This is a genomic window from Micromonospora sp. NPDC048986 (assembly GCF_040649335.1).
Taxonomy (GTDB): domain Bacteria; phylum Actinomycetota; class Actinomycetes; order Mycobacteriales; family Micromonosporaceae; genus Micromonospora; species Micromonospora alfalfae.
Genome location: NZ_JBEZFJ010000009.1, coordinates 217,252 through 232,237, shown reverse-complemented (window position 1 = coordinate 232,237; position 14,986 = coordinate 217,252). Strand labels below are relative to the sequence as shown.

14 protein-coding genes, 1 tRNA gene and 2 pseudogenes are annotated in these 14,986 nt (G+C 69.7%); 9 read left to right on the top strand and 8 right to left on the bottom strand.

All coding sequences use genetic code 11. The annotated features are described in order from the left end of the window. Positions 1-26: 26 nt before the first annotated feature. The 3 genes and pseudogenes from AB0B94_RS20225 to AB0B94_RS20215 all read right to left on the bottom strand — a co-directional run bounded on the left by AB0B94_RS20225 (position 27) and on the right by AB0B94_RS20215 (position 3,707). Positions 27-1,568, bottom strand: coding sequence for a cobyric acid synthase (locus tag AB0B94_RS20225; protein ID WP_357282009.1), 1,542 nt, complete (start codon positions 1,566-1,568; stop codon positions 27-29). A 191-nt stretch (positions 1,569-1,759) separates the two neighbouring features. Continuing rightward, positions 1,760-2,698 (bottom strand): annotated as a pseudogene (locus AB0B94_RS20220) (cobalamin biosynthesis protein); the annotation flags it as partial. Between the two features lie 223 nt (positions 2,699-2,921). Continuing rightward, complete coding sequence (locus tag AB0B94_RS20215) at positions 2,922-3,707, bottom strand: single-stranded DNA-binding protein (RefSeq protein WP_357282006.1); 786 nt, start codon at positions 3,705-3,707, stop codon at positions 2,922-2,924. 304 nt (positions 3,708-4,011) lie between these two features. Between AB0B94_RS20215 and AB0B94_RS20210 the strand changes: the two genes are divergently transcribed. Both AB0B94_RS20210 and AB0B94_RS20205 read left to right on the top strand, forming a co-directional pair. Then, entirely contained in the window at positions 4,012-4,431 is a 420-nt protein-coding gene (locus tag AB0B94_RS20210) for an HPF/RaiA family ribosome-associated protein (RefSeq protein ID WP_238670420.1), read from the top strand. 162 nt (positions 4,432-4,593) lie between these two features. Continuing rightward, positions 4,594-5,709, top strand: a complete 1,116-nt coding sequence (locus AB0B94_RS20205; RefSeq protein ID WP_357282003.1) for an alpha/beta fold hydrolase — start codon at positions 4,594-4,596, stop codon at positions 5,707-5,709. Positions 5,710-5,730: 21 nt separating this feature from the next. Here AB0B94_RS20205 and AB0B94_RS20200 read toward each other — a convergent pair whose 3' ends face one another. Next, a complete protein-coding gene (locus tag AB0B94_RS20200; RefSeq protein ID WP_357282001.1) occupies positions 5,731-6,426 on the bottom strand; it encodes a hypothetical protein in 696 nt (231 codons plus the stop codon). Positions 6,427-6,586: 160 nt separating this feature from the next. Between AB0B94_RS20200 and AB0B94_RS20195 the strand changes: the two genes are divergently transcribed. Both AB0B94_RS20195 and AB0B94_RS20190 read left to right on the top strand, forming a co-directional pair. After that, a tRNA-Arg gene (locus AB0B94_RS20195) sits at positions 6,587-6,659 on the top strand. A 688-nt stretch (positions 6,660-7,347) separates the two neighbouring features. Next, positions 7,348-8,436, top strand: a complete 1,089-nt coding sequence (locus AB0B94_RS20190; protein WP_357281999.1) for a hypothetical protein — start codon at positions 7,348-7,350, stop codon at positions 8,434-8,436. 45 nt (positions 8,437-8,481) lie between these two features. Here AB0B94_RS20190 and AB0B94_RS20185 read toward each other — a convergent pair whose 3' ends face one another. Beyond that, complete coding sequence (locus tag AB0B94_RS20185) at positions 8,482-8,751, bottom strand: DUF4240 domain-containing protein (RefSeq protein WP_357281996.1); 270 nt, start codon at positions 8,749-8,751, stop codon at positions 8,482-8,484. A gap of 63 nt (positions 8,752-8,814) precedes the next feature. Between AB0B94_RS20185 and AB0B94_RS20180 the strand changes: the two are divergent. From AB0B94_RS20180 to AB0B94_RS20165, 4 genes and pseudogenes are all read left to right on the top strand, one after another. Further along, positions 8,815-9,374, top strand: a pseudogene (locus tag AB0B94_RS20180) (ALF repeat-containing protein). Between the two features lie 167 nt (positions 9,375-9,541). Then, positions 9,542-9,922 (top strand): VOC family protein, encoded by a 381-nt coding sequence (locus AB0B94_RS20175; RefSeq protein ID WP_357282172.1) that lies wholly within the window; start codon positions 9,542-9,544, stop codon positions 9,920-9,922. Between the two features lie 115 nt (positions 9,923-10,037). Next, positions 10,038-10,535, top strand: coding sequence for a SigE family RNA polymerase sigma factor (locus tag AB0B94_RS20170; RefSeq protein ID WP_357281994.1), 498 nt, complete (start codon positions 10,038-10,040; stop codon positions 10,533-10,535). Beyond that, the gene (locus AB0B94_RS20165; protein WP_357281992.1) at positions 10,535-11,578 is read left to right on the top strand and encodes a hypothetical protein; all 1,044 of its coding nucleotides are present in this window, start codon (positions 10,535-10,537) and stop codon (positions 11,576-11,578) included. The genes AB0B94_RS20170 and AB0B94_RS20165 overlap by 1 nt, the downstream gene beginning before the upstream one ends. A gap of 39 nt (positions 11,579-11,617) precedes the next feature. Here the strand turns inward: AB0B94_RS20165 and AB0B94_RS20160 are convergent, their stop codons facing one another. Continuing rightward, positions 11,618-12,115: an STAS domain-containing protein gene (locus tag AB0B94_RS20160; protein ID WP_357281989.1), complete on the bottom strand. Its 498-nt coding sequence runs from the start codon at positions 12,113-12,115 to the stop codon at positions 11,618-11,620. A 176-nt stretch (positions 12,116-12,291) separates the two neighbouring features. After that, positions 12,292-13,038 carry a GAF and ANTAR domain-containing protein gene (locus AB0B94_RS20155; RefSeq protein ID WP_357281986.1) on the bottom strand — a complete coding sequence of 249 codons (747 nt, stop codon included), beginning with the start codon at positions 13,036-13,038 and terminating at the stop codon, positions 12,292-12,294. A 369-nt stretch (positions 13,039-13,407) separates the two neighbouring features. Between AB0B94_RS20155 and AB0B94_RS20150 the strand changes: the two genes are divergently transcribed. Next, a complete protein-coding gene (locus AB0B94_RS20150; RefSeq protein WP_357281984.1) occupies positions 13,408-13,731 on the top strand; it encodes a plasmid stabilization protein in 324 nt (107 codons plus the stop codon). 34 nt (positions 13,732-13,765) lie between these two features. Here AB0B94_RS20150 and AB0B94_RS20145 read toward each other — a convergent pair whose 3' ends face one another. Beyond that, positions 13,766-14,764, bottom strand: coding sequence for a hypothetical protein (locus AB0B94_RS20145; RefSeq protein ID WP_357281982.1), 999 nt, complete (start codon positions 14,762-14,764; stop codon positions 13,766-13,768). Between the last annotated feature and the right edge of the window lie 222 nt (positions 14,765-14,986).

The following is a 14,986-nucleotide window of genomic DNA, read 5'->3' as shown; positions in this document are numbered from 1 at the left end:
ACCCTCCCCAGGGGACGGCGCACCGGTCAGGAGGGTGGAGGACCGGGTGGGATGAAGGGCAGGTCGGCGGGTGGACCGGCTTCGATGAGACGCCAGAGGGCATCGGTGTCCAGGTGTTCCTCGACCAGGTCGCCGAGCAGGTCCAGTGAGCGTTCCCGGGCGGCGGCGAAGCTGGTGGCCGGGGCCACCCGGAACCCACTGCGACCGGCCAGGCGAGCCGCCTCGGTGAGGAACCAGCGGCGGAACTCGTCGGACTCGAACGCCCCGTGCCAGTGGGTGCCGTGCACCGCGCCGAGCACGGCACCCTCTCCGACACCCTCGTCGCTGGTCAGCAGCGGGGTCAGGCTCGGGTCGGCCTGTGAGACGTACCCGTGGTGGATCTCGTAGCCGCGCACCGGGAGGCCACCGTGGCCGGTGCCCACCGACTGGCGGACGGTCTTGCGCGGGTCGAAGGTGATGTCCATGGGCAGCAGCCCGAGCCCCGGCACGCTGCCCTGCCGGCTTTCCACCGGATCGTGGATGGCGCGGCCGAGCATCTGGAAGCCGCCGCAGAGACCGAGCAGCGGCTTGCCTGCCGCCACATGGGTGACTACCGCGTCGGCGAGACCCGTTTCGCGCAGCCACCCGAGGTCGGCGACCGTGGATTTGGAGCCGGGTAGGACGACCAGGTCGGCGGCGGCCAGTTCGGCCGGTTCGATGGTGAGGCGTACCCGGACGCCCGGCTCGGTGGCGAGCGCCTCCACGTCGGTGGCGTTGCTGATCCGGGGTAGGCGGACGACCGCCACGTCCAGCCATTCAGTGCCGTGCGGGGCGGCGGGCCGGCCGAGCACCCGACCATAGGCGAGTGAGTCCTCCGCGTCGAGCCACAGGTCCAGTGCCCAGGGCAGCACCCCGTACGTGGGGCGGCCGGTGACCTGACGCAGCATGTCCAGACCCGGCTGGAGCAGCCCGAGGTCGCCCCGAAACTTGTTGATCACGAATCCGGCGATCAGCGCCTGGTCGGCCGGGTCGAGCAGGGCCACGGTGCCGAACATCGAGGCGAAGACTCCACCCCGGTCGATGTCGCCGACGACGATGGTGGGCAGGTCGGCGTGCCGGGCCAACCCCATGTTGACGTAGTCACCGGCCCGCAGGTTGATCTCCGCTGGGCTGCCGGCACCCTCGCAGATCACCACGTCGTACGTCTCGCGTAGCTCGGCCAGTGCGGCGTAGGCGGTCTCGGCGAGCCGGGGACGTAGCTGCCGGAAGGTGCCCGCGGTGATGGTGTCGACCGCCTCGCCCAGCAGCACCACCTGACTGGCCAGGTCGCTGCCCGGCTTGAGCAGCACCGGGTTGAACCGCAGGTCGGGTGCGATCCCGCACGCCGCGGCCTGCATGGCCTGGGCGCGCCCGATCTCGCCGCCGCGCCCGTCCGGCCCGACGACCACCGCCGAGTTGTTCGACATGTTCTGCGCCTTGTACGGCGCCACCTTCACGCCCTGCCGGTGCAGCCAACGACAGATGCCGGCGGTGAGCACGCTCTTGCCGGCATCTGACGTCGTACCGGCCACCAGCAGCCCGCCGCTCACCTCCCACTCCCCCGCCGCACCCCGACGCCCCCGGCCACCCCGACAGCCCTGCCCATACCGACGCCCTCCAGCCCATGCTCACCGGCACCGCCCAGCCGCAGGGCACCGGCCACGCCGCCCAGCCCGCGCCCGCCGGCCGCACCTGCCGGCCCTCGCCGGCCCACGGCACCGATCAGCGCACGCCTGCTCACCGCGCCCACCAGCCGGCCGAGCGTCACGGGGTACGCGGCGGCCAGCCCGACGGCGGCCAATCCCACCGCGCCGGAGATCCGGGCGGCCCGCTTCAGGTGCCGCGCCTCCGGGCGGGGACCGTCGCCGAGGAACGGCCGCACCTCGGAGCGCCCGAAGTAGACGTTGCGACCACCGAGGCGGACCCCTAGCGCACCGGCCATCGCCGCCTCGCACTGACCGGCGTTGGGGCTCGGGTGGTCGTTGCGGTCCCGCCGCCACACCTGCCAGGCACGCCGCCGGTCCCCGTGCGCTACCGGCGCGACGGCGATGGTGAGCAGCCCGGTCAGCCGGGACGGCACGAGGTTGAGCGCGTCGTCCAACCGAGCGGCCGGCGTGCCGAACCGCGCGTAGCGCGTCGACCGGTGCCCGACCATCGCGTCGAGCGTGTTCGCCGCGCGGTAGCCCAGCAGCCCGGGCAGACCAGCGACCGCACCCCAGAGCAGCGGAGCGACCACCGCGTCGGAGGTGTTCTCCGCGACCGACTCGACTGTGGCGCGGGCCAGCTCCGACTCGCCCAGCGTCGACGGGTCCCGCCCGCAGAGGTGACCGAGGCGTCGCCGGGCAGCGGGCAGGTCGCCGTCACGCAACGTACGACCCATGACGGTCGCCTCGTGTCGAAGCGTGCGGCCGCCCAGCACGGCCCACGTGCCGGCCGCCACCAGCACCGCCCGGGTCACCGGCCGGTGCCGGGTAGCCACCGCGGCGACCGCCCCGAGCAACACCGGCCCGCCCACCGCCAGCGCGGTGAATGCCGTGCCCGCCGTTCGGTCCGGGCGGTAGAGGCGGCGCTCCAGCGCGCCCGCTGCCTGCCCGAAACCGGCCACGGGGTGCCACCGGCGGGGGTCGCCGAGCGTCCTGTCCAGCGCATACCCGGCCAGCAACCCCACCGCGTTCGCCATCGGCGCTGTCCGTCGCACCCGCACCACCTCCGGCCGGCCAGCCTAGACGAGCACGCCGTGAACCAGCCCGACCCACTGTCGCGCACCGGCATCGAGAACCCGTGGAGCGAACAGGTAGGCCAACCTGCTGACACCTGTCACGCGGGGTGACGACGCTTGTCGCGCCGTCACCCCGCCCCCGTCGTGCCGCACCACACCGCACCGGCCGGGCCGCACCGGCCGGTCAGGCTGGTTGCGGCATCCGGCCCCGACCACGCCGCAGTCGACCGGGCTGCGCCGGCTGCGGCTGCCCCTCGTCGGGCACCGGCCCCAACTCGATGTCCAGGTCACCGTCGGCGTTGTCGTCGTCCGCCTCGGGCGGAGGGGCCAACTCGTCGTCGAGCTCCGGCGGAACGTCGGCCTGCCCGCTGCTCGGGAGCGCTCCGCCGTCACCGAGGACCCCGCCGCTCGGGGAGTTTTCGTCCGCCGGGACGTTGCCGAACGGGCTGGTTCGCAGCTCCGCGTAGTCGGGCAGCTCGAAGTCGTCGTCCAGCGGACTGTGGTCGGGCAGCACTGGCGCCTGCCCGGCCGGCACCGGCTCGGTGGGCTCGCCGTGCACCCGGCTCTCGGCCTCCGCGTCCTCCACGGTGCTGGTCGCCATGCTCGGCCGGTTGCGCAGGAAGCGGGCGCGACCCCGGGACAGGTCATGGCCGACGGCGACCGCCTCCAACTCGTAGAGCGTGCGGTGGTTACCGCCGTCGTCGGTCCAGTCGCGGGTGTAGAGCCGCCCGCAGACCACCACCGGATCGCCGACCATGACGGAGGCGGCCACCCCCTCGGCGAGTTTGCGCCAGCAGTTGACGCGGACGCGGAGCGAATTTCCGTCAACCCACCGGCCGGTGTCCCGATCGAGTCGGCGGGCGGTGGAGGCGACCTTGAAGTTGGCCACCAGAGTGTTGCTCTGGGTCGTACGCCGCCACTCGGGCGTAGTCAGCACATTGCCGACGATTGTCACGTAAGTGTCGAACATCGTCCCTCCAGGGGGATCGGGGCCTGCCAGCGCGAGTCGACTCGACTCCGAGCATCGACACTGAGGACGCACTTCGTGAGCGCCCATCCCCGACCTGTGGATGACGAACCCACCTGTGGACAACGCCCTGATCAAGCCCGGATGTGGTACGCCCGACCCAGCCGACCCGCCGTCCACGGTTTCCCAGGCCGCCCGAACTGGGTAAGGACTTGATCAACGCACCACCGACAGCTCCACGTCGACGAGAGGTCAGCGCCATGATGATCACTACCATCGGCTCCGCGAACGCTTTCGAGGCGCAGCGATGAGCGCCGTGGCGAACCCGGCCACGGTGGCTGAGTGCCTGCGGGTGGGCGCCGGGTTCTCGCAGGGCGATCGCAACTGGATCGCCGAGCAGTTCGGCACCCTCGACGCCCGGCTCGCCAGCTTCCACGCCGACGCCACCGAGTTGGAGGTGTCGGTGAAGGACCGGGAGGCGCGTGGTCAGAAGGTCACCCTGGAGTGCTGGATCGCCGGCCGGCAGAAGATCGTCACCACCTCCGCCGAGGAGGACCTGCACGCCGCGCTCAATGACGTCCGTGACGACCTGCGTCGGCGGCTCAACGACGCCAAGACCCGCCAGGAGCCCCGGCACAACAAGCACCTGCGCGACCTCCCCCAGCCGCAGCTGGAGGCCGACGAGTCGGACAACCCGGCCCCCCGCGCCGACGCGGAAACGGCCTGACCCACGCCCCAGCCCCGCGATCTTGCACTTTCGGCTCCCCGTCAGCGGCTATTGCCCCTTTTTGTCGGGACAGAGAGTGCAAGATCGCGGGGGTGAGTCGGGCCCCGGGACGGGCGCGGCGTGGGCTACCGCTGGGTAGGTTGGCGGCGTAGCGTCGCGTTCGTGGAACCGGACGTGTTGGGGCCGCCGTACGAGCGGCAGACGATCGACCTGGGCACCGACGACGAGGGCCCCGTTGTCGCGACAGTGGTCCGGCGGCGAGCCGAGCGCCCCACCGGGCGGGCCGTGCTCTACGTGCACGGCTTCGTCGACTACTTCTTCCAGACCCATCTGGCCGACTTCTTCGCCGAGCGAGGCTGGGACTTCTACGCGCTCGACCTGCGCAAATACGGTCGCAGTCTGCTCCCGGGTCAGACCCCGAACTTCTGCCGCGACATCAGCGACTACTTCCCCGAGCTGGACGCCGCCGCCGAGATCATCCGCTCCGACGACGGGCACGACACCCTGCTGGCGATGGGCCACTCCACCGGCGGCCTGATCATCTCGCTCTGGGCGGATGCCCGCCGCGACAGCGGCACCGTCGACGGCCTGGTGCTCAACAGCCCCTTCTTCGACCTGAACGCCCCCTGGGCGGTCCGCCGACCCCTCGCGGCCGCCGCGTCCCGGCTGGGCCGCAGGGCGCCGCACCGCATCCTCCCGTTCGGGTTGGGCACCGTGTACGGCGAGAGCCTCCACTCCGACCACCGTGGCGAGTGGACCTACGACCTGGCGTGGAAGCCGCTGGCCGGGTTCCCGGTCCGGGCCGGCTGGCTGAACGCGATCCGCACCGGGCAACGCCGGCTCCGCGCCGGGCTGGACATCCAGGTGCCGGTGCTGCTGGCCTGCTCGACCCGCTCCTTCCGTGGCACCAGGTGGCACGACAACGCGACACTGGCCGACGCCGTGCTGGACGTCGAGCACATGATCCGCTACGCGCCCCGCCTCGGCCGCCACGTCACAGTGGCCCGCTTCGACGGCGGGTTGCACGACCTCACGCTCTCCGGCCCCGCCGTACGGACGAAGGTCTTCGACGAGGTGGGCCGCTGGGCCGAGGCGTTCCTCGCCGCCGGCCCCACCGCCCCGGCCGACGCAGCGCCGACCGATACCGCCCCTACCGACGCCGCACCATCAGACACGGGCCCTGCTGATGCCGCGCCTACCGACGCCGACCGCGCTGCGACTGCGCCGCCCAACGCGCAGACCGCCGACACGGCCGGGGCGGCGACGCCCACCGGCTGACCAGCCCGGACGGCGCGCGGTTCAGACGTCGCCTGGCGTTACCGGGAGGACGGCACGGATCCGGTCGAAGGTCGCCACCGGGTGCGCGCCGACACCGGGTAGGACCAGGCCCAGGCAGTACGGGGAGACCTCACCGGTGGGCTCAGCCTGGACGATGAAGACCGGCGCGCCGACGTACCCCGGTGGCAGTTCGGTGGTGATCAGCACGGCGTCCCCGTCGCGGACCACCCGCTCGATCGCGACCTCCAACGGCCGCGACCCGTCTTCGCGTACCCCATGGGCCAGCACGAAAGCGGAACTGGCGTCGGCGCCGAGGCGGGCGATGACCCCGGGCCCGGCGGCGATCCCCGCCGGCACCGGCTGGACGCGCCAGCGCCAGCCGCCGTCGCCGGCGTACCGGTGCAGGCCAGCGGTCGGCAACACCGCGACCCCGTCGCCCGCGAAACGGGCCCAACCGGGCACGATCTCAGCCTCGGAAATCACGGCCGGGGCCACCCCCGCCGGCTCGGTGACGCTCGCGCGCAGGCCCAACTCACCACCCGAACCGCTCACCAGGTCGGCCGCCGTCAGCAGCGACTCTCCCACCGGGTCGTCGCCGCCCTGGAAGAAGAACGCGGTACCGAAATCGCCCGATGACCGGTACGGCAGGATGGCGCGACCGACGACCTGGCACAGCTCGTAGGCGACGTCGCTCTCGGCGTCGGAATCCAGCAACACCAGCCAAAGGTACGGTCCACGGCCGGGCCGGTCCGCGGTAACCCGGATGCCCGCCACGAGGCGGACGTGAGACTCTGCTCGGCAACGTGGACGCGGGCACCCTTTTCGCCGTCGGGCAGTGGGACGGCGGTACCCTCTGGGCGCGACATCCACGCCACACGCGCCCGTAGCTCAGCGGATAGAGCAGGGGACTTCTAATCCCAAGGCCGCAGGTTCGAATCCTGCCGGGCGCACAGGTACTTTGCCGGTCCGGCCGGTTCGCGTGGGGCCATTCGTGGTGCGAGCGCGCTACGGCGGCGCCGCGGCAGCCTCGAACAGACGCACCAAGCGCCAGCGCGGCGAGATCGAAAACCTCCCCAGCGGGTCACTGCGGGTCACCGTCAACGACCGGCTGTGGATGGCCACCGGCAAAAACCTGCAAGTCGGGGGGACATGGCTTCCCGCACCGTCACGAGCAGGTGCCGCAGGACGGTGAGTTGGTTTGCCGGGTCGGTGATCCACTGGTCCAGGTGTGGAATGCCGAACCCGCGTTGGTCGCGCAGTTCGGGGCGGGGCCTGTCCGAATCGAGACGCACACCTCGGGTGTCGGGGTCGTCGACGCGGAGATGACCCCTCACCACCTCCGACCAAATCCGCAAGCATGTGCCCAGTTCCCAGGCAGGTTGCGGAGATGCGGAGAGGGTTCAGCCGCCACAACCAGCGTCGACCAGCGCGACCCGACTCGCGCAGACCAGCCCGCTGAGCCCTGAGGCGAAGCGGCTCCATGCCCTAGCCCAGCGATGACCAGCGTTACCGGGGCACTCCTGAACATTCAGCCAGTTGCGCCTTGGCTGAACCTGCCTTTTCAAAGACTGACCGTCATCACTGAACACGAGCTTTGGGGGGTCGCGGACTAGGCCTAGCCGGCCTACGATGCCCCCTATGGACGTGGGGAGCATGGTCGATATCGACTCGGTTGTTACAGAATACCGCGCAAGTCGCGGAACATTCGAGTCACTCACCTTCAGAGTGACAACCTTAATTAAAGATCTGCTTGCCCGCGAGAAGATAGATGTGATTCAGGTCGAGTCGCGCACCAAGGATGTGGAAAGCTTTCGGGATAGGCTAAGCCGTAAGGGGGACCGATACACCGACCCCCTTCGCGAAATTACAGACCTAAGCGCCGTTAGAATTATCACCTACTACCAGAAGGATGTCGACACTATTGGAACCCTGATCGAAAAAGAGTTCGAGATCGACACCGATAATTCCATCAATAAGGGCGCGGAGCTTGATCCGGACCGGTTTGGGTACATGTCGGTCCACTATGTGGCATCGATCTCAGATTCTCGCGGCCAGCTACCCGAGTGGCTGACGTTCCAATCAATGAAGGTCGAAATACAGGTACGGACCGCCCTGCAACATGCGTGGGCTGCGGTAAACCACAAGCTTGACTACAAGTCGGCTGACGAAGCCCCTGCCGAGCTGCGCCGCAAGCTGTTCAGGCTCAGCGCCTTGTTCGAGCTCGCCGATGAGCAGCTATCCGACATCCGAGAGGCTCGCTCGCAGATCACGCAGGAATATGTTTCCGAGGTTCAAGAAGGCAACTTCGACATGCCTTTAAACCGGACCTCCCTGCGCGCCTATCTGATCACCCATCCCTACATGAAGGAAATTCTTAGTTTCACAAAGTCAGACCTTGGCCGGAATGTAGTCGGCCTATCCGATCCGCACCCCAGCAGGTCCAGGGACCTAACCGACCTCTTGGCCACGCTGCGGCACTGCGACATCGACAGCATCTCGGCATTCGACACACTGATGCGACGCCTGATGAATCGGGCAGCCGACATCAAGAGCATTTTTGCGGGGTCGAGCGACCTCACTCCCGAGGATTCTCCAACTTTGGAGAACTTCCTGACGTACTGGATACTTCTCGATGCGGATATCGACAAGAAGTTCTTTGTATCAGTGTACGGTGATGACGCTTGGGATGACTTCGCGCAAGACGTACGCACTTATCGCCAGCCATAGGCGAAGCCGAGGGATCCAGGAATCGGCCACACGTCATTCGATGCCCTATGGATTCCAGGCTGTTGGCCGCCCGAGGGCGGGCGAGCTTGGTTCCTCTCGGCGCAGAGCAACTCGGAGCCGGTCCATGATCTGGTTGGCTGCGCCCCACGTGGCGTAGTCGTCGATCGGGCGACGTGCAGCCGCTGGGTGGGGCTGGAAGTCGGCGATGTGGTGAGGAGAGCCGTGGCTGAGCCGGTACGCCAACCAGTCGAGCCCTTGGGCCGGGTCGGTTGTCTCCTCGGCTGATCGCTCCGGGAGTTTCCAGAATTCCGCCATGTTCGGGCGTCTGAACTGGAAAAAGGCCCTGCCGAGATGCACTGATGGTTTAGCCGTGCCTTTTTGATTCCGGCTGCGCCGGCGGTGGCTCAAATCGAGTCGCCCGGCCTCAACGAGGCCTGTCAAACGGTTGAGCGCAAGGTGTACCAGGACATCCGCGAGCTTGTCACCATCGACCTGGATACCGCCATTGATCAGGAGATACGGGTGTTGACCGCCCAGATCCTGGCTGCGGCGAACGCCGACTCGTTGCCCGTACTGCCGGACGCCATTCAGGAGGCGCTGGAGGGGACTCCGGACGAGCTCCGCGCATTCCTCAAGACGGGCGTACAGAAAGCCTGGTCAACCGCTCTGCGGATCACTGCGCGTCACAGCCCACACCGACGCCGACGTCTCAGCCCACACCGAGCGTCACGCCCAGCGCCACGGCGACCGCCGCACCGGCTCCCACCGTCTCCGCCAGCCCGGGCGCCCCCGGCGACAGCGAGGGTGGCGAGGGCGGTGGGCTGCCCGTGACCGGTGCCGGCACCACGACCGTGGCCGGCGTCGGCGCTGTGCTCCTGCTCCTCGGCGGCGCGGGCTACCTGATCGGACGCCGACGCCGTTCGCGCTTCGTGGCATAGCTCACCTGACGCGCCCGGCTCGATACGTTGTCGAGCCGGGCGCGTCAACGCTGTACATGGCCGTCGCGGACGCAGCGGAGTCGCGCTGGGCGGACGCGCTAGCGGAAGTGTGTCGGACCTGCCCGCGTAGCGAACAGTCGCCGCACTGATAGCGTCGAGCAGTGTCGATGTTCCGCAGCCCTCAGGTGATTCTCTTCAGCGAGGACGTCTCCCGCGCCGCCGAGTTCTACGCCGGTCTCGGCTTCACTGAGACTTTCCGGGTGCCGGCCGAGGGCGAACCGATCCACATCGATCTTGCGCTCGATGGCTACAAGATCGGCATCGCCTCGGTGGTGTCCACCCGCGACGATCACGGGCTCGACCCGGTACCCCAGGGTCAACGAGCCGCGGTGATCCTCTGGACCGACGACACCACCGCCGCGTACGCCGAACTGACGGCGAGCGGCGCCCCCGCTCTGGCCGCACCGCACCGGTGGCTCGATCGCCTGCTGATCGCCTGGACGGCCGACCCGGACGGCAACCCGATCCAGATCGTCCAACAGCTCTAGAGGTCGCGGCGCGGCACCTGCGTCAGCGACGGGTAGGCGCGGCACGACGGCCCTGCTTCGCACAAAGCGCCCGGCAGGTGTCTACGCACGGGCCAGCCTGCGGCGTTAATAGGGCGTGACGTTCGAGGAGTACGCGTTCGCTCGCACTTCGGCGCTGGTGCGGCTCGCCCGGCTGCTGACCGGTGACGAGCACCGAGCCGAGGATCTAGTTCAGGATGTCCTCGCGCGGGCGTACGCCCGGTGGGGGCGCATCTCGCGGACGGACCGTCCTGATGCCTATGTCCGGCGCATGCTCGTCAACACCCACAACTCGTGGTGGCGGCGGCTCAGCAGCCGGGAGATCTCGGTTGCCGCAGTGCTCGATCGGGCGGGCGAGGTGGACGAGGCCGCCGGGGTCGCCGAGCGCGACGCGCTGTGGCGGTTGGTCTGTGCTCTGCCGGCGCGTCAGCGCACAGTGATCGTCCTGCGCTACTACGAGGATCTGGACGACACGTCGATCGCCGAGATCCTCGCCTGTTCGACCGGGACGGTACGCACACACGCGAGGCGGGCCCTGGCGGCGCTGCGTCAGCGACAGGTTGCAACAACCCACGCATGGGCGGGAGAGCTCTGATGTTCAGTGACCTCGATGAGCAGCTCGCCACCACGCTCAAGCACCGGGCGGGCGGTGACATCGATCCGACGCCGATCGTGCAACAGGCCCGGCATCGCGGGCGGCGGTTCCGTCTGCGGCGACGGGGACTGATCGCCGGCGGTGTGGCAGCGGCGTGTGCCGCTGTCACCTCGGTGGTTCTGGTGATCCCGGGCGGCGCGACCACCGATGATCCGACCATGCCACCCGCGGCGCTGATGCTGCCGGAGGCACGAAGCGATGGGACCGTACGCCCCGAGGAGGTCGGCGCCGATCCCGCGACCGTGCACTTCACTACCGACGCCCTGGTGAGCGGTGCCGACTTCGCGACGTGGCGCACCGGGCGCGGCATCGAGAGCGTCGAGTTCCGGGGCCCGAATAGTCAGGCTCGTTTCGCGCTGGCCCGCACCGAAGCGTTGCTGGATGGGCTCCAGCAGACGTTGTCGTCGGCGGGGCGACCGCAGGCACGGACCGAGGTGCGGGTCGGCGACCGCGCGGGGGTCGCCTGGTTCGATCCGTCCGGTGACGGGAAGTTGTGGTTCATCCGCTGGCAACCCGCCGACGGGCTCTGGGCCCAGGTGGACACGTACGCGACCACCCTCGACGAGGCGGCCGGCACGGCCGGCCGGGTCCGGTTCGACGGTGCCCACCGCTGCGTCGTGCCGTTCCGCCTGGAGTCGCTACCACCCGACGGGCGGCTGCTGGAGTGCTCGGTCACGCTCGGCCGGTCGGCGCGGGACTTTTTCGTCGAGGGCGCTCTGGTTGTCGGTGACGCATCCGGTCGGTGGCTGACCGTTCGGGCCCAACCCGCCCCGGCCGGCGACGACGCCCGCCGCGGGGATCTTGTCGCCGGGCCGTACCGGGTCCGCCGGCAAGGCAGTGACGTGCTGGAGATGGTGGTCAAGCCCTGCCACGTCGAGGCGTTCCGCAGGGGTTGGGGGAACGGTTACACCGAGGCGGAGGGCTTGGCGATCCTCGGCGGGTACCAGCCGGCCCGCGATCTCGACCGCCCAGACACCTGGTGAGGCCACCGCGTGGCGGAAGGGTGGTTCACGAACTGCGCATCAGCCGAGCCGCGCGGCTGGGCCGGTGTCTTGTTCGGGGCCCAGGAGCTGGCGCTCCACCCCGGTGATCCGCAGCACCCGCTGGGTGATTCCCCCGGCGCCCCGGATCGAGAAGCGGGAGCCGACCTGGTCCGCCCGGTCCCGCGCCAGCAGGAGGACGCGCACACCCGCGGCGCTGAAGAAGCCGACGCCGGTCAGGTCGCAACAGACTTCGGGATGGCTGTCGATCGCGTTCATCAGGGTCGTGGCCAGGCGTGGCGCGGTGTCCATGTCGACGTACCCCACCGGGGCGACGATCATCCGGTCGGCCGAGATGGTCGCGGACAGGTTGGTGGGCTCGGTGTAGCGAGTCACCCGGAACGACGGCCCGGAGGAGTCGTCGTCGATACGCCCGTCGCGCTGGCTGCCGGCGAGCGCCGCTGGCCTGACCCGCCCAAGGTCGACTGCTGTCGGGGAACTGTCGAAGTGGCTCTGGAAGAACCAGGAACGCTCAGGCATAGGGGCACACGCCTCCTGTGGAAATGCGAACAGGATTGGCGCATGGCTTGACCAACCTCGACGATAATGGGCTGCGCAGCCGGCCGCCAGTCGGCGCGTCCGCTGCTGGCCGAGGTCAGCCGACGCTGCGCTGGCGGGCCACCTCTCCTCGCCGCAGGGCAGCCCGCTGCCGAACGCTACGGCAGGTTGCCCAATCCACCGCGATCACGTTTGAGACCCGGCGGTCGGGTGGCCCTTTCCACAAGGGCGGCGGCGACCTCCCGCAGTTTGCGGTTGGAGTCCTGGGAAACCTTCGCGAGGACGGCGAACGCCTCGTCGGGGGTGCAGCGGCGCTCGCCCATGATGATGCCCTTGGCCTGCTCGATGACGGCCCGGCTCTGCATTGCCAACTGCATCTGGGCGGCCAGGGTGGCGGTGGCGTCGTAGAGGTGGGCGTTGGCGAGGGCGACGGCGGCGTACCCCGCGAACGTCTGTGCGAGGGTGACCGCGTCGTCGTCGAAGGCACCCGCCTTGGCCCCGTAGATGTTCAGCGCACCGAGCACTGACTCCTGGATCGGAAACCCGATCGACAGTGAACTGTGAGCGCCGCCCTGCACGGCCTCGGCCGCCCACCGCGGCCAGCGGACTTCTTCGGACATGTCGGGGACGGACACGACAGCGGCGTCTCTGGCCGCCTGCAGACACGGACCCTCGCCCTGCTCGTACTGCAGTTCGTCGAGTCGCAGCGCCATCTCCCCGCTGAACGCGGCGGTGTGCGCACCCTCCCGCTTGATCAACGTCACCGACACCTCCTCCACACCGGGGATCGTGCGTCGTGCCAACTCGGAAACCTGGGTCAACACTCCAGACAGATTGGTCTCGCCGAGCTTGATCTGGCCGAGTTCGGAGATCGCCACATTGGGATCAATGGGCTGCTGTGCCATGACTTCAAGGTCCTCGTGCCCGGGGCGCGTACCGGTTGCAGGAAGGCGACGGCAGCGCGCGTGGTGATGGCGCTCCGCGAGCACGGGGCGCCGCACGGACTCGCCAATCGGAGCCCGGGCGCCCGCTGCTGGACGCTGACTGACCGACGCCCAGGCGTCGGCTGCGGCGACAACTATACGACGCCGAGTCGAGCGTCCCCGAAGGCGCAGCCGGATCAGCTCGGGTGCGCTCGTTTGACGGCCCGGACGGCGGGGCATGGTGCTCAGACAGCGTGAACACCACGCCCCGGCTCGACATGTGCCAATGTCGGCTCAGCAGCGCGCGAGCCGGGCCTCGACCGCACCCGACAGCGGAGGTGGGAGGCACCGATGCCAGCAGGATCCAACCCGAAGAGAGAACGACAGTACGAGCACATCAAGGAGAGCGCGCAGCAGCGGGGCGCCTCCTCGGGGCGGGCCAAGGAGATCGCGGCCCGCACTGTCAACAAGGAACGGGCCCGCTCGGGTGAGTCCCGAACGGCGAGCCGGTCCTCCCGGAACGACGTGTCGTCCGGGCACCGTGGCGGTAAGCGCTCCCACAGCGGCGCCCAGGGTCGCACCAAGGAGCAGCTGTACAACGAGGCGAAGCAACGCGGCATCAAGGGCCGCTCGTCGATGTCGAAGAGCGAACTCGAGCGGGCCCTGTCGAAGTAGCGACCGGTCGGGCGTCGGGATCCGCCGAGCCGGCTCAGACGGGCCCCAGCAGGGCGACCAGCGTGTCGTCACCCTGGCCGAGCCGTGCACCGCCGGTCGCTGGTGCGATCAGGAACCGGCGGCAGCCGTCGAGTTCCACGTACCGGTCGGGGCCTGCGCCTTCGAATGGGCGTAGCACAGCGAAGCGGGTCGCCGGGGTGGCACAGTCGACCACTGCCCGCCGGTTGGACAGCGCCCGGAACACGCCCGCCTGGCGCTCGGTTGGCAGTGGCCCGCCGTACACGAAGTCGCCCGCGGGTTTCTCGCCTTCCTGAAGCGACGCGGGAACCTGGTAGACGCAGAGGCGCAGCGGCCCGGCGGCCGGCGGTAGCCCCGGCCCGGGCGGCCCGGGGCTACCGTTCCGGGTTTCCACCCACACCATGTCCGTCCACTGCTGCGCGCATCCGGCGGCCTGGGCCGCCGCGGATTCGATTTGCCGGATGGTACGGGTGTCCACAGTCGTCCACTGCGGCCCGGCCAACGCGGCGATCACCTCGGCGCGAGGCTTGCCGCAGGAGTCCGTGGGGATGTGGGGCCGCAGCCAGCGCCCCCGGTCGTCTAGCACCGCCAACCACGGCGGGACGACCATCTCGAGGGTGCAGGCGACCTCCCCGCCGGTCTGCTCGCTGGGCAGGCGCAGCGCGGCGAGCAGCGGGCCGATCTGCTCGGCGCGTCGCTCGATGGCGACCTGCTCCTGACCGCCGTTGCGGCCCGGCCGAATCTCGCGCCCGCAGATCACTGCCGCGACCGGGGTGAACGCCGGGTCGATGCGACCGACGGTCGGCTCTTTGACGGCCGGCGGCGACGTCTCAGTGGTCGGCGCCGTGATGATCTCGCCGGCCCGGGGTGCGGCCTCGGCACAGGAGGTCCATCCGTCGACGATCTGTGCCGCGCCGGGCTCTCTCGGATCGCCCGGCCTGATCACCGTGCCACCGCAGCCACCCAGCGCCATGCCGAGCAGTGCCACCGCCAGTACCGTCCGGGACGAGCGCATCCGGCTCACCACCCTTCCACCCGGGGATGAGACGGACGACAGACGCGTCCGGTTCCGGCCGGGACCATGCCCGGATGGTGGCGGCCGGGGTGCGTTTGTCTGGAGGAACCGCGGCACGAGGCGTACGGTTCGGTAGCGGAGTTCGTCGATATCTACGGCAACCGCTGGGGCCTTCGTCAGCTCCGCAGCACAGAGTGACACATTAGCGACACTCCGCACGCA

Bases quoted from the DNA above. Each gene is read 5' to 3' on its own strand.
- AB0B94_RS20215 (WP_357282006.1), bottom strand. From the start codon at position 3,707: ATGTTCGACACTTACGTGACAATCGTCGGCAATGTGCTGACTACGCCC.
- AB0B94_RS20210 (WP_238670420.1), top strand. From the start codon at position 4,012: ATGAGCGCCGTGGCGAACCCGGCCACGGTGGCTGAGTGCCTGCGGGTG.
- AB0B94_RS20190 (WP_357281999.1), top strand. From the start codon at position 7,348: ATGGACGTGGGGAGCATGGTCGATATCGACTCGGTTGTTACAGAATAC.
- AB0B94_RS20185 (WP_357281996.1), bottom strand. From the start codon at position 8,751: ATGGCGGAATTCTGGAAACTCCCGGAGCGATCAGCCGAGGAGACAACC.
- AB0B94_RS20175 (WP_357282172.1), top strand. From the start codon at position 9,542: ATGTTCCGCAGCCCTCAGGTGATTCTCTTCAGCGAGGACGTCTCCCGC.
- AB0B94_RS20165 (WP_357281992.1), top strand. From the start codon at position 10,535: ATGTTCAGTGACCTCGATGAGCAGCTCGCCACCACGCTCAAGCACCGG.
- AB0B94_RS20160 (WP_357281989.1), bottom strand. From the start codon at position 12,115: ATGCCTGAGCGTTCCTGGTTCTTCCAGAGCCACTTCGACAGTTCCCCG.
- AB0B94_RS20155 (WP_357281986.1), bottom strand. From the start codon at position 13,038: ATGGCACAGCAGCCCATTGATCCCAATGTGGCGATCTCCGAACTCGGC.
- AB0B94_RS20150 (WP_357281984.1), top strand. From the start codon at position 13,408: ATGCCAGCAGGATCCAACCCGAAGAGAGAACGACAGTACGAGCACATC.
- AB0B94_RS20145 (WP_357281982.1), bottom strand. From the start codon at position 14,764: ATGCGCTCGTCCCGGACGGTACTGGCGGTGGCACTGCTCGGCATGGCG.